The organism is Rhodococcus sp. 05-2254-2 (assembly GCF_002259095.1).
Classification (GTDB): Bacteria; Actinomycetota; Actinomycetes; order Mycobacteriales; family Mycobacteriaceae; genus Rhodococcoides.
Map to the genome: position 1 here is coordinate 1 of NZ_NOZJ01000022.1, position 12479 is coordinate 12479.

At 62.9% G+C, this 12479-nt stretch carries 12 protein-coding genes and 1 rRNA gene; 6 read left to right on the forward strand and 7 right to left on the reverse strand.

The genetic code is table 11. From position 1 onward, the window contains the following. The 4 genes from CH283_RS26620 to CH283_RS26635 all read right to left on the reverse strand — a co-directional run. Nucleotides 1-83 (reverse strand): 16S ribosomal RNA (locus tag CH283_RS26620); the annotation flags it as partial. A 476-nt stretch (nucleotides 84-559) separates the two neighbouring features. Beyond that, entirely contained in the window at nucleotides 560-961 is a 402-nt protein-coding gene (locus tag CH283_RS26625; RefSeq protein WP_068050854.1) for a RidA family protein, read from the reverse strand. Next, nucleotides 958-1755: an IclR family transcriptional regulator gene (locus CH283_RS26630; protein ID WP_094640027.1), complete on the reverse strand. Its 798-nt coding sequence runs from the start codon at nucleotides 1753-1755 to the stop codon at nucleotides 958-960. The genes CH283_RS26625 and CH283_RS26630 overlap by 4 nt, the downstream gene beginning before the upstream one ends. Next, the gene (locus CH283_RS26635) at nucleotides 1752-2774 is read right to left on the reverse strand and encodes a sugar kinase (protein ID WP_255183363.1); all 1023 of its coding nucleotides are present in this window, start codon (nucleotides 2772-2774) and stop codon (nucleotides 1752-1754) included. The genes CH283_RS26630 and CH283_RS26635 overlap by 4 nt, the downstream gene beginning before the upstream one ends. Nucleotides 2775-2870: 96 nt before the next feature. Between CH283_RS26635 and CH283_RS26640 the strand changes: the two genes are divergently transcribed. The 4 genes from CH283_RS26640 to CH283_RS26655 are packed head-to-tail and all read left to right on the forward strand — an operon-like array spanning nucleotide 2871 to nucleotide 7889. Then, nucleotides 2871-4187, forward strand: coding sequence for an alanine racemase (locus CH283_RS26640; RefSeq protein ID WP_094640025.1), 1317 nt, complete (start codon nucleotides 2871-2873; stop codon nucleotides 4185-4187). 14 nt (nucleotides 4188-4201) lie between these two features. Next, the gene (locus CH283_RS26645; RefSeq protein WP_094640024.1) at nucleotides 4202-5815 is read left to right on the forward strand and encodes an N-acyl-D-amino-acid deacylase family protein; all 1614 of its coding nucleotides are present in this window, start codon (nucleotides 4202-4204) and stop codon (nucleotides 5813-5815) included. Next, nucleotides 5812-6450, forward strand: coding sequence for a bifunctional 4-hydroxy-2-oxoglutarate aldolase/2-dehydro-3-deoxy-phosphogluconate aldolase (locus CH283_RS26650; protein WP_094640023.1), 639 nt, complete (start codon nucleotides 5812-5814; stop codon nucleotides 6448-6450). Before CH283_RS26645 ends, CH283_RS26650 begins: the two co-directional genes overlap by 4 nt. Continuing rightward, the gene (locus CH283_RS26655) at nucleotides 6447-7889 is read left to right on the forward strand and encodes a GntP family permease (protein ID WP_094640022.1); all 1443 of its coding nucleotides are present in this window, start codon (nucleotides 6447-6449) and stop codon (nucleotides 7887-7889) included. The genes CH283_RS26650 and CH283_RS26655 overlap by 4 nt, the downstream gene beginning before the upstream one ends. A 34-nt stretch (nucleotides 7890-7923) precedes the next feature. On the opposite strand, the gene CH283_RS26660 is transcribed toward CH283_RS26655, so the two are convergent. Next, entirely contained in the window at nucleotides 7924-9033 is a 1110-nt protein-coding gene (locus CH283_RS26660) for a hypothetical protein (RefSeq protein ID WP_068050860.1), read from the reverse strand. 61 nt (nucleotides 9034-9094) lie between these two features. After that, nucleotides 9095-10276: an NAD(P)/FAD-dependent oxidoreductase gene (locus CH283_RS26665; RefSeq protein WP_094640020.1), complete on the reverse strand. Its 1182-nt coding sequence runs from the start codon at nucleotides 10274-10276 to the stop codon at nucleotides 9095-9097. A gap of 269 nt (nucleotides 10277-10545) precedes the next feature. Here CH283_RS26665 and CH283_RS26670 point away from each other — a divergent pair, with 269 nt between their 5' ends. Together CH283_RS26670 and CH283_RS26675 are read left to right on the forward strand one after the other, a co-directional pair. Further along, the gene (locus tag CH283_RS26670; RefSeq protein WP_094640019.1) at nucleotides 10546-10815 is read left to right on the forward strand and encodes a hypothetical protein; all 270 of its coding nucleotides are present in this window, start codon (nucleotides 10546-10548) and stop codon (nucleotides 10813-10815) included. A 177-nt stretch (nucleotides 10816-10992) separates the two neighbouring features. After that, nucleotides 10993-11400: a VOC family protein gene (locus tag CH283_RS26675; RefSeq protein WP_094640018.1), complete on the forward strand. Its 408-nt coding sequence runs from the start codon at nucleotides 10993-10995 to the stop codon at nucleotides 11398-11400. Between the two features lie 14 nt (nucleotides 11401-11414). Here CH283_RS26675 and CH283_RS26680 read toward each other — a convergent pair whose 3' ends face one another. Then, nucleotides 11415-12389, reverse strand: a complete 975-nt coding sequence (locus CH283_RS26680) for a sigma-70 family RNA polymerase sigma factor (RefSeq protein WP_094640017.1) — start codon at nucleotides 12387-12389, stop codon at nucleotides 11415-11417. Nucleotides 12390-12479 lie beyond the last annotated feature (90 nt).

Sequence of the window (12479 nt, forward strand, 5' to 3'; positions counted from 1 at the left end):
CCCGAAAGGCCTTACCGCTCGACTTGCATGTGTTAAGCACGCCGCCAGCGTTCGTCCTGAGCCAGGATCAAACTCTCCGTAAAAGACCTGCGAAACAACAACCCCGACCCCCGACAAGAGGACCGAAGCTGCGAATCAGTCAAAGACATCAAGTCAAATCACTAGCAGAAAAACTCAACTAGCATTTCAAACAACACCCGACAACAACCACCACAAGCGGATGGCTGATACATCGAATGCTTTCACCAAAACAAAATAATTTCGGCACTGACATTCATCGACACACTGTTGAGTTCTCAAAGAACACGCACACACCGTCACTACCGTTTGCACGGTAACTTCGGGGCTTACACGCTCGAACCCCAGACATGACTCATTACTTTCGAGCCTTGCCTGGGTTGTTCAGTGCATACTCCGTACAACCTCGTTGTCCCAGTCCGTGAAGACCGGGTCGGTGTCCGTGTTGCTCTGACTCGACAAAAGTTACGCGAAGACCAACGCTTACGCAAATCGCCTGGTCAGATGTAATTTTCGTGTGAACATCTGCCGCATGCCTCGATCAGACGATCGCTACGGCATCGATTTCGACCAACATCTCTTCCCTGGGCAGTCCTGTGAACACTGTGGTGCGACTCGGTAGAACGTCCCCCGACGTATGTGCCGAAACGAACTGGCCGTAAGCGTCGTTCATGGTCGAGAAGTCCTCACGCTTGGTCAGATACACCCTCAGCATGACGACGTCGTCGAAGGTCGCACCGCTGGCCTCGACGATCGCTTTGACGTTCTCGAGTGTGCGGGTCGTCTGCGCGGCTACATCGCCTGGATACAGGTATTCACTGGTGGCCGGGTCGACCGGCCCCTGCCCCGAGACCTGAACGAACGGCCCCTTCCGGACTCCCTGGGAAAATGTGTGGGCAGGTGCGGGCGCACCTGTGGTGCGGATTTCGATCTTCTCACTCATTGTGTTCCTTCCTTCGAGTTCTGGTTCTGTGTTCTGTCGTCCTGGGCTTCTTGCGGGTGCCATCCCAATCCTGCGGAGATCGCCGCCGCGGCGTGCTGCACTTCGGGGAGCGTGGCAAGCACCTGCTGATGATCGAGCACCATGTCGGGCACGGACATCGATACCGCTGCCACCACATCACCGGTTCCGTTGCGTACTGCGCATCCGATGCAGTTGACGAAGGACTCGTGCTCCTCGCGGTCTTCGGCGAACCCCTGCTCGCGCACGAGGTCGAGCTCGCGAAGGTAACGCTCGGCCGTCGTAATGGTTCTTTCGGTGAACGGCGTGTAGGTGATGTTGCGTGCAATCTGCACACGCTCCGCCTCCGGCCGCGCCGAGATGAGGACCTTCCCCACAGCTGTGCAGTGGAGCGGCGCAGGCTTTCCGATTCGCGAATACATCCGCACGCTCTGCTGGGCGTCGAACTTGTCGATGTAGATGACGACGCCGGCCTCGTAGGTGGCGAGGTGGACGGTTTGGCCGGTGATCGCGTTCAGTTCGGACAAGTGCGGCCGGGCAATGCTCCGAACATCCCGCTGTTCGAGCGCATGGTTGGCGAGCTCGAACAACCTGGATCCGAGCTGATATCGGTGGTCCGCGTCGTGCTGGACGAATCTGTCGGCTTCCATCGTGCGAAGGAGCCTCAGCACGGTCGTCTTGTGGACCTCGAGAACCGACGCCAGCTCGTCGAGCGACCGCGGTCCGTCGCCGAGCAAGCCGAGCAGTGTCATCGCCCGCGCGAGACTCTGACTCATTGCGACATCTCCGAGTGGCGCGCGGCAGTGGCCGCGTAGTCCAGCCTCGCCCAATCGGCGTCGGCCAGTTCGGCCAGTTGGGTCAGCACCGTCAAGGGAAGCACCGAGGCGATGTCGTCCTGCCCGGTCAACGCACCCGCCGCGCACAGGTGACCGAACCGAACGCGCTCGACGGAACTCCTGCCCGACAGCAGTCCGGTCAGATATCCGCCCGCGAACGCGTCTCCGGCACCGATCTTCTCGACTACGTCGAGCTTCAGCGCCGGTACGTCGATCCGAGCGGCCCCCTCGAACGCCGTCACGATGTGCGCGTCGTTCTTGATCACCAGGTGATGTGGTTGCGGAAACATCTCGCGCAGCTCGGCGGGATCGGACGTGCCGAACACCAGCGCAGCTTCGTCCGCACCCATGAACACCACATCGCTTCCTCGAACATGTTCACCGAGAACATCGGTGGCTGTGTCCGGCCGAGATTTCCACAGCGCCGGCCGATAGTTCAGATCGAAGCTGACGAGAGTGGGCTGATCCATCAAGTATCTCGTCAGATCGGCGGCGGTATCGGAGATGGCCACCGTGATTCCGGTGAAGTGGATCAGGTCGGTACGGGCGACAAGGTTCGCTGCATTCCCGTCGATGTCTGTGGGCGACAGAGCACTCGCAGCCGAGCCGGCACGGAAGTAGGTCATCGCACTGTCTCGGCATGCGAGGTCGTGGCGGTCGCCGGAACCCGATCCGCGTTGCTTCACGTACATGCCAGTGGGTCGCTCGTGGTCGAGCGACACACCGGAGGTGTCGACACCTGCCGCGATCAATTGACCGACAAGGTACCGGCCGAATCCGTCATCTCCCACTCGAGAGATCCACGACGCATCGACGCCCAATTGACCGAACACCCTGGCCACGTTGGCTTCTGCGCCCCCGGCTGTGCGGTGGAACGTGTTCGATTTCTCCAATGGGCCCGGCTCGGCAACCAGAACGACGAGGCCTTCGCCCACACACACCGCTCGTGGTGCTTTCACGTCGATCTCCTCGAACTCTTGCGGGAACGCTGACTTTCGTTGCAGACTACAAAGCATAAACACATTGCGCAACTACCGTTGCAAAATACGCAACGCATGTGCGGGTTTTTCGAGACCGAGGAGACGATCGTGATCGACACCGATGCCGTCGAGGCACTCAGCCGACGAGTGCTCGGACCCGAGTACAAGGCATTGCCACCCAGGTCATGGGGGCACACCATCGAGAGCTTTCTCGCCACGTCGCCGCGGCTCTCCGAGTTCACGACGCCCGTCCTCACTCTCGACCGAGCACGCATCGCGTCGAACATCTCGGTCATGGCCGAGTGGACTGCGCGCGCGGGAGTGCTGCTCGCACCCCACGGGAAGACGTCGATGGCCCCTCAACTGTGGAAGCAGCAGCTCGACGCAGGAAGCTGGGCCATCACCCTCGCAACCGGATGGCAAGTTCAGGCAGCACGCGCATTCGGGGTCGAACGCATCGTTCTTGCCAATGCCGAGATCGACCCTGTTGCGTTGACGTGGATTGCGGCCGAGCTGGATTCGCACCCGACATTCGAGTTCTACTGCTGGGCCGACAGCGTCGCAACGGTGCACGAGATGGACCGCATCCTCTCGACGCAAGGAGAACGGCCGGTCGCGGTCGTCGTCGAACTCGGTGGCCCGCACGGCCGAACCGGCGCGCGGACGACAGAAGAAGCGATCTCGGTGGCACGTGCGATCGCGTCGTCGCCGCGGCTGACTCTGGCCGGGGTCGGCGGCTACGAGGGCGCACTGAGCCACGACCGGACCGACAGCGGCCTCGCGGCGGTTCGGACCTATCTCGACAACGTGGCCACCCTCCATCGCGCGCTCGATGCCGAGGGGTTGTACGGCGGGCATGCGATCGTGACCGCCGGCGGCAGCGCCTACCAGGACCTCGTGGTCGAGCGGTTGCGCTCTCTCACCAACGGAGAGGGAGTACCTACCGACGTAGTGCTGCGCTCGGGTGCCTACGTGGTGCACGACGACGGCTTCTACTCGCAAATCTCACCACTCACTCCCGCCCGCACCGACGCGCCATTGATGTCGGCGATGCACGGATGGGCTCGGACGGTCTCAAGGCCGGAGCCCGGTCTCGCGCTGCTCGATGCAGGAAAGCGGGACTTCCCGTTCGACGAAGGACTGCCTGTCCCCCAATCCGTTCGAGGAACCGAGACTCTCGCCTCCGGTGCCGACATCACAGCGCTGAACGATCAGCATGCGTTCCTTCGCCTACCGGCCGAGGACAGCGGGGCACTGCCGGTGGGATCGGTGGTGCGCTTGGGGCTGTCTCACCCGTGCACCGCTTTCGACAAGTGGCGTCTCATTCCCGTCGTCGACGATGCCGACAGCGACGATCCTCGCGTCGTCGATCTCGTGCACACATTCTTCTAGAGAGTCGAAACCCCATGTCCGATATCCTCTTTCGAGGTGCTGACGTCATCGACGGCACCGGGTCTCCGCGACTGCGTCGTGACGTTCTCGTACGCGACGGAATCATCGCCTCGATCGCCGAACCCGGCACCGTTCTCGGTGCCGACAGAATCGTCGATGCGACACCTGGGCAGGTCCTGTCCCCCGGGTTCATCGACATGCATGCCCATTCCGATCTGCGTCTACTGACCGATCCCGACCACTTCCCGAAGATCAGTCAGGGTGTCACCACCGAGGTCATCGGCCAGGACGGCATCGCCTACGCTCCGATCGACGACGCGACGCTCGATGTGGTGCGGCGTCAGATCGCCGGATGGAACGGCAATCCCGTCGACCTCGACTTCTCGTGGCGCTCGGTTTCCGAGTACCTCGCTCGCCTCGACGAGGGGATCACCCCGAACGCTGCCTATCTCGTTCCCCAGGGAACACTGCGTTACCTCGCGGTGGGCCCTGATCAGCGACCGGCGACGCCGTCCGAGATCGCCCACATGCAGGAGTTGTTGGCGCAGGGCCTGCACGAGGGTGCCGTCGGAATGTCGAGCGGTTTGACGTACACGCCCGGAATGTATGCGGACACAAGCGAATTACGCGCGCTGTGCGAGGTCGTCGCCGACTTCGGTGGGTTCTACGCGCCGCACACTCGGTCGTACGGCGCGGGCGCACTCGACGCATACCAGGAGATGCTCGATCTCTCCAGGGAGACGGGATGTGCGCTGCATCTGACTCACGCGACGATGAACTTCGGCGTCAATCGGGGCAGGGCACGAGAGTTCTTGGACCGCGTCGATTCTGCGATCGCGGACGGATGTGACGTCACCCTCGACACGTATCCGTATCTGCCCGGAGCCACCACTTTGTCTGCGCTGCTACCGAGTTGGGCGATGTCGGGTGGCCCGGATCGCGCGCTCGAACGCCTCGACGATCCGGACATGCGTCGACGCATCGCACAGGATGTCGACGTCGACGGGTCCGACGGCTGCCATGGCGTGACAGTCGAATGGGAGACCATCCAGCTCAGCGGAGTGGCGAATCCGGAGCTCGATCGCTACGTCGGGCGCACGATGTCCGATATCGCGGCGGAGGCGGGTCGGTCACCGGTGGACGTGTTCTTCGACTTCCTTCGCCGAGATGCGCTGGCCACCACCATCTTGCAGCACGTCGGACACGAGGAGAACGTGCGCGAGATCATGGCGCATCCACGCCATATGGGCGGCAGCGACGCGATCCTTGTCGGCGAGAAACCCCACCCCCGCGCCTGGGGAACGTTCCCCCGCTACCTGGGGCACTACGTTCGGGACGAGCAGTTGCTCTCGCTCGAGGACTGCATCAATCACCTGACCGGTCGTCCCGCTGCGCGCCTCCGCCTGCGCGCCCGCGGCACGATCGCCGAAGGGCACGCAGCCGATCTAGTCCTGTTCGACCCGGCAACCGTGCGCGATACCGCCACGTTCGAGAATCCGAAGCAACAGGCCGCCGGCATCAGCCACGTGATGGTCAACGGTGCCTTCGCTGTCGACGATCGCCGCCCCACGCACTCTCTGGCAGGCCGTGCCCTGCGGATGAATCCCACTGGAAAGCAGACATCGTGAATGCACTGACCACCATTCTGGAGGACCGCGCACTGTCGGTGGTCCGTGCGCCGCACATCTCCGATCCTGCTGCGTTGGCGAATGCGCTCTCGCGCGGCGGGATTCGGGCCCTCGAATTGACCTTCACCACGCCCGGCGTGCTGGCACTGCTCCGCGCGGCATCGAACGCGGGTGCGGTCGTCGGTGCCGGCACCGTCCTGACCGCCGATCAGGCACGGTCGGCGATCGACGCGGGAGCATGCTTCGTGGTGACCCCCGGGCTGCGGCCCGACGTTGCCACGATCGTGACCGACGCCGGGATCCCGCTGATGATGGGCGCGCTCAGCCCGTCGGAGGTGATGACTGCCCTCGATCTCGGAGCGGATGCCGTGAAGATATTTCCGGCTCGGACCGTCGGGTCCGCGTATTTCAAGGATCTGCTCGGCCCCTTCCCCGACGCGAAACTCGTTCCGTCCGGCGGGGTCAACGCAGGAAACGCCGCTCAGTTCCTGACATCCGGTGCCGTCGCAGTGACCGCAGGCACCGATGTGGTTCCACCGGCGTCGGTTGCGGCCGGCCAGTGGGACGACATCACCGTGCGAGCACAGGCGTTCGTGGCGGCTATCAATGCAGACATCAAGGAAGGCTCGTCATGAATTCTGTCGTCGACTGGCTGCGAACCTCAACGCCAGGCCTACTCGTATTGTGCGGCATCGCAATTGCGGTACTGCTCATCGTCATCATCAAGGTCAAGCTCGAACCGTTCATCGCACTTCTCATCGTCGGCCTCGGCTTGGCTCTGGCTGCCGGCTTGCCCGTCAACGAGATAGTCGGCACCGCCATCAAGAGCAACGAATCGCTTCTCGAAACCGGATTCGGGGGCATCCTCGGGCACATCGCAGTGATAATCGGACTGGGCACGGTCCTCGGCGCGATTCTCGAAAAGTCCGGTGGCGCGCAGGCACTGACCGCCAAGCTACTGGGCGTCTTCGGGGAACGCGGAGCACCCATCGCAATGGGACTGCTGGGCTTGATCTTCGGCATTCCGGTGTTTTTCGACATCGGCATCTTCGTATTGGCACCGCTGGTGTACGTGGCGGCGCGCCAAGGCGGAAAGTCGTTGGTGCTCTATGCGCTGCCGATGCTGGCAGGGTTGTCCATGACGCACGCCTTCTTGCCACCGCACCCGGGACCGGTCGCCCTCGGTGGTCTGCTCGAGGTGAACCTGGGGTGGCTCATCCTGTTCGGATTCATCTGCGGAATACCAGGATTCATCGCCGCCGGCCTGGTGTGGGGTAACTGGATCGGCAAACGCATCATCGTCGACGTCCCCGAGGACTTCATCAACGACGGAAGCGATGCGAGCACCACCGAGGGTGGAGGAGCAGGCACGGTCGCGACCAAACGTCCGGTCGTCACCACGCCGCCGTCGGTGGGCACGATCGGAGCGATCATAGCCGTTCCGCTGGTCCTGATCCTCGGTGCCACGTTCGGCAGCATTCTGCTCGATCCCGGCAACCTACTCGAGGTGCTCACGTTCTTGGGTACGCCCGCCGTCGCGCTTCTCATCGCAGTTCTGATCGCGTTCTATGTTCTGGGCATTCGACGTGGATCCACGGTCCAGGAACTCAGCAAGCTGACCGGAGAGTCGCTTCGTCCGGTGGGCATGCTGTTGCTGGTGGTCGGCGCAGGCGCATTCTTCGGAAAGGTCATCTCGGCCACGGGCATCGGCACCGCGCTGGCCGACACGATGGCAGCGGCTGGTCTACCGATCATCGTCCTGGCCTACATCATCAGCTGTGCGCTGCGCGTGGCGCAGGGCTCGGCAACCGTGGCCATCGTGACGACCGGCGGCATAGTCGGGCCCCTGGTCGCAGCCCAGGATTACTCGGCTCCGGCCGTCGCGCTGATCGCCATGTCGATCGCAGCGGGCTCGATCATCGCCAGCCACGTCAACGACGGCGGCTTCTGGATCATCGCGAAATTCTTCAACCTGACCGTCAAGCAGACGCTGCAAACGTGGACGGTCCTCGAGACGATTCTGTCCGTGGTCAGCTTCGTCGTCGCGGGAATTCTGTTCGCAATCATCGCCTAGAGCCAGTGGCGCGACTGTGTGCCCTCGGCGGCACTCAGTCGCGCCACTGCGTCCGCACTTGATCACCGACGAAATGTGTGTTCTCGGCGGACATTTCCCGGCTTCCCGACCGCCCGACGAGGTCATCGATCCGATCGTCCAAGCTGTGCGCGCGGGCCATCGCGTCGGACGTGCGCGCCTCGGTCTCCGAGGACTCGACCACATTCGCGAGTCGAACCAGCGCGGCCACCCGTCCGGTCAACTGCCTCCACACCACTTCCAGTGCGCCACGCCGGGATTCGACCTGCGCTGCGGTCTCTTCGTCGACCATCGTCTCACCGATCCGATTCAGCTCGGTCGCTACCGTGCGCAGCGACGCGGCATCGACCGCGATTTCGGTGAGTTCGACGAACAGGTCCAACTGATTGCGTTGGATCTCGAAATACGTCGACTGCCATGCCGGCGACCGACGCACCCGGTCGAACGAAGTGCCCGCGAGGAACAACAGAGTGTCGTAGCGATCGACGAAGCGGTCGTCTTTTCGATCCACGAACTGATCCACCAGTCCTGTGGCCCACTCGACCCTGTCGGCCACCGGAGTTTTGCGCGCCAGCGTGCTGACCCGATCCGTGGCCGCGTCCACCAGAGACAGACCTCGCTCGGCAATCGGGCCGAACTTCTCCGGCGCAGGCGTCCTCGTCAACGCATCGAAAATCGCATCCCGTTGGTCCAGATCGAGGTGCACACCTTCTCGGCGCTCTTTTCGCGCCGCGCGTACTCCGGTGGCGTAGTGCCGATTGGACATCACCACGGTGGTGCGGTGGTGATTGACGCGTTTGCTCAACTCGGCAGCTCGAAGTTTGTACACCAGAGCCGATCCGGGCTTGCTCGTCGTGTCCTTGGCGAGCCACCGATCGCGTTCGTCCACCAGATTGCGGAGCGCGCCGAATCCCCCGATCGACGGCAGCGAGCGTCCCGCATGCCATCGATTGATGAGAACAGCTCGGGTGGCCTCGTCGACGCGCCCGGCCGCGATGGCGACCGCGGCCACGTCGGACAACGGTTCGGAATGTCCGGGCAACCGGCAGCGGGCGCAGCGGCTGTGAACCTCGTCGTCGAATCGGGCACGCTGCTCGGCCGACCCACTGCCATCGAACTCGGACATCATCTCTCCTAGGTCACGTCCAACCGTCGCTGGTCCGCTCACCTTCGAGTGTTCCAGAAGCTCAGATCAGTCCGCTCAGCGATTGTTCGGTCTGCGGCTTCTTCTCGGCCAGCAACGTGCGCGCCACGTCGAGCCCCTCCCAGACGTTCCACATCAGGACGCCCTGGACGACGGCGTCGTCGTCGAGGTAGTACACGACGCCTTCCTTGCCGACCGTCTTCCAGTCCTCGATGACATTCAGCGTCGTGGACACCGTGCCGATCGCCTGATATCCGTCGTCGTACACGTCGGAATAGAAGTACGGGGTGTACGTGTAGGGATCTGCGGCACCGGCCATATTGCGTCCTGCGGCCTTGCCCATTTCGGTCGCGTTGTCGACGTGCTCGATGCGTCGGCGACCGAGAACGGCGTCGGGGTAGTTCGCCACATCACCTGCGGCGTAGACGTGTTCGTCCTCGGTCCGGAGGAACTCGTCGACGATCACTCCGTCGTCGACTGCCAGCCCTGCAGATTCGGCCAGCTCTGTTTCGGGTCGCACACCGAGTCCGAACACGACTCCGTCCGCCTCCACGGTCGAACCGTCGTCGAGTTGAAGTTGCACGCGCGCCGACGCCTCGGCCCCTGACACGACCTTCGTTCCCCGGCGCACAGTGACGCCGTGGCCGGCGAAACCCTTGTCGAAGCCGGCAGCCAGGGTCGGCGGAAACATGTGTCCTCCGAGTACGGCATCCGAGGTGACCAGTGTGACCTTCACATCCTGAAGAGACAACGCAGCTGCAATTTCGGTGCCGATGTATCCGCCCCCGACCACAGCGATGTGATCGGCGGTCTTCGTGAGCTCGCGCAGCGCTCGATAGTCGGCGAAAGTGCGGAAGTACACCACGCGGGGGCTGGGAGGCAGTTCGATCCGGGTCGGCGTTGCACCCGTTGCCAGGAGGAGTTTGCCGTACTCGTGGCGTTCTCCGGATTCGGTGGTGACCGACGAGTTCGAGCGGTCCACCGAGGCGACTCGAGTTCCGGTGTGCACCTCCGCACCGGTGTCGGAGGCCGTGTCCAGCGAGACCTGATCGCGGCCGAAATCCGGATCGGTCCACAGCTTCTTCGACAGCGCCGGGCGGGTGTACGGCGCGTCGGGGTCTGCGCCGAGTATGCCGATGGAGCCTGACGCGTCCTGCTCGCGGATTCCGCGAGCAGCGCTGTCCGCAACCATTCCCCCGCCGATGATCAGGTAGTCGTAACGCATCGTTCACTCCTCGAAAGTTGCCGTCGTTCGCTTCCGTAGGTACCCGAACAACACGAGAAGAATCCTTCGAGCCTTCACCCCTCGAGAACCCGCAGGTCGGGGAACCGACCGGACTGTATGCAGCATCACACCCCGAAGAGGTTGGCCCAGGCCCGCCCAGTGGGCATCTTGGTCTGGGCGACGAAACATCGTTTTTACACGGGTCGAGCTGTAACGGTTCCGGCCGACCGAACGACTCACACCTCAGGACGCGAACAAAAGGAGACGATGTGACTGTTCAGATCGATTCGCTCGCAATTGGCACCGACAGTGCCGACATCGCGACAGCTGACGTCGACCAGCTCTTCGACGAAGTTTCAATGCTCGACGGCACCATCCTCGACGCCATCGAGCGTCGTACCCGCCTGGCGCGCACGCTTGCTGCGGCAACGTCCGGCGCCACCGAGTCGGACCAGGCAGCCGACCCCTACGCAGACCTCGGCAACGACGGCCACGTCTTCACGCGCATGCTGTCACGCCTCGCGCAGATCACGCGATAACTACACGCCCCCTTCAGCTTCGCAGTCCGCGACCCCGTCGAGCACCCGCTCGGCGGGGTCGCGTCGTGTCGGCACATCCACAACCCGATGACTTTTCGGATCGACCGCTGTCAGTACGAGCAAGACCGTTGTTCGACGGTCCGAAGCAGCAAGTTCTTCCGGCAAAGGTGTGTATCCATGTCCCGTTTGTTGTTCGCCAACATGCCCGTCCGCGACGTCGTCGCCACCCGCGCATTCTTCGAGGGTCTCGGATTCGAGTTCAACGATGTGTTCAGCGACGAGAACTGTGCCTCGATGGTCGTCAGCGACCAGGCAACCGTGATGTTCCTGTCCACCTCTCGGTTCGAGGACTTCATCTCGGACTCGATCTGCGACACGGGCTCGGCCCGGGAGGTGCTGATGTGCGTCTCTGCCGACAGTCGCGAGGAGGTCGATTCGCTCACCGACGCGGCGATCGCCGCGGGTGGATCGAAGTGGATGGAACCCCAGGATCACGGGTTCATGTACGGCCGGGCGTTCCGAGATCTCGACAATCACGTGTGGGAAGTGATGTGGATGGATCCGTCGGCCGTGCCGCACGGCTGACCTATCTTGTCGCCCTAGAGGCTGTCGGGCAAGCCGAATCGATCGAACAGAGTCAGATCGAAGAAGCAGGCCACGTGCCCGACCCCTCTGGCATCGACATCGAGAACATGCAGCTGAAAGGCCCGGTGCACATCGTCCTCTGCCAGCATGTACAGCCCGTACGCAGGTTGACCGTTGGCGGAGGTGGCCACCATCCGCATATCGCCTGCTCCGTTTGCGGGGCAGTTGTTCCGGATAAGAGATCCGATCGTCTCGCCACCCTGATACCACCCGACGAACGGCGGCATTTCCCATACTGCGTCCGAGGTGAACAGCGTGACCAGTCGATCGATGTCGTAGCTCTCGAAACACTCCACGTACTGGGTGAGAAGTTTCTGTAGTTCCGCGGATTCGATGGGCTCGACGTTGTCGAGCTCGGGCGCGATCTCGTCGAGACGCTCCCGTGCTCGCTGCAGGAGGCTGTTGACTGCGGTCGTCGTCGTGGCGAGAGCTTCGGCAACCTCCGACGCTTTCCACTGCAACACTTCGCGCATCAGCAGCACCGCGCGTTGCCGAGACGACAGATGTTGCAGCGAGGCGACGAAGGCGAGCCGTACGGATTCTTTCGCCACCACGATCGAGGCGGGATCGCTCGCATCCGCAAGTTCGCAATCGGCGATCGGCTCGAGCCACGGAATCTCGTTGTTCTGCACCAGTTCGTCGGTGGGACCTGAACTCGGTGCGCCCAGACCCGTCGGCAAAGGACGCTTCGCCCGGCCGTCGAGAGCGGTGAGGCAGGTATTGGTTGCGATTCGGTACAGCCATGTGCGCAGGGACGATCGGCCCTCGTACTTGGCGTACCCCCGCCACGCGCGAATGTATGTCTCCTGCAACAGGTCCTCGGCGTCGTGGATCGACCCGGTCATGCGATAGCAGTGTGCGAGCAACTCACGGCGAAAGGGATCGAACTGCTCGACGAAGTCGTCCTTCTGTTCCGAGGCCACGGTCATGCGGTAGAGCGTAAACCGGACACCGTCGCACCACAGCTCGAATGCGCGCCGCCGAAAGGATCGGCGACACTTCTGCGTTAACCTCGGCAT

Bases quoted from the DNA above. Each gene is read 5' to 3' on its own strand.
- CH283_RS26625 (WP_068050854.1), bottom strand. From the start codon at position 961: ATGAGTGAGAAGATCGAAATCCGCACCACAGGTGCGCCCGCACCTGCC.
- CH283_RS26630 (WP_094640027.1), bottom strand. From the start codon at position 1,755: ATGAGTCAGAGTCTCGCGCGGGCGATGACACTGCTCGGCTTGCTCGGC.
- CH283_RS26640 (WP_094640025.1), top strand. From the start codon at position 2,871: ATGTGCGGGTTTTTCGAGACCGAGGAGACGATCGTGATCGACACCGAT.
- CH283_RS26645 (WP_094640024.1), top strand. From the start codon at position 4,202: ATGTCCGATATCCTCTTTCGAGGTGCTGACGTCATCGACGGCACCGGG.
- CH283_RS26655 (WP_094640022.1), top strand. From the start codon at position 6,447: ATGAATTCTGTCGTCGACTGGCTGCGAACCTCAACGCCAGGCCTACTC.
- CH283_RS26660 (WP_068050860.1), bottom strand. From the start codon at position 9,033: ATGTCCGAGTTCGATGGCAGTGGGTCGGCCGAGCAGCGTGCCCGATTC.
- CH283_RS26665 (WP_094640020.1), bottom strand. From the start codon at position 10,276: ATGCGTTACGACTACCTGATCATCGGCGGGGGAATGGTTGCGGACAGC.
- CH283_RS26675 (WP_094640018.1), top strand. From the start codon at position 10,993: ATGTCCCGTTTGTTGTTCGCCAACATGCCCGTCCGCGACGTCGTCGCC.
- CH283_RS26680 (WP_094640017.1), bottom strand. From the start codon at position 12,389: ATGACCGTGGCCTCGGAACAGAAGGACGACTTCGTCGAGCAGTTCGAT.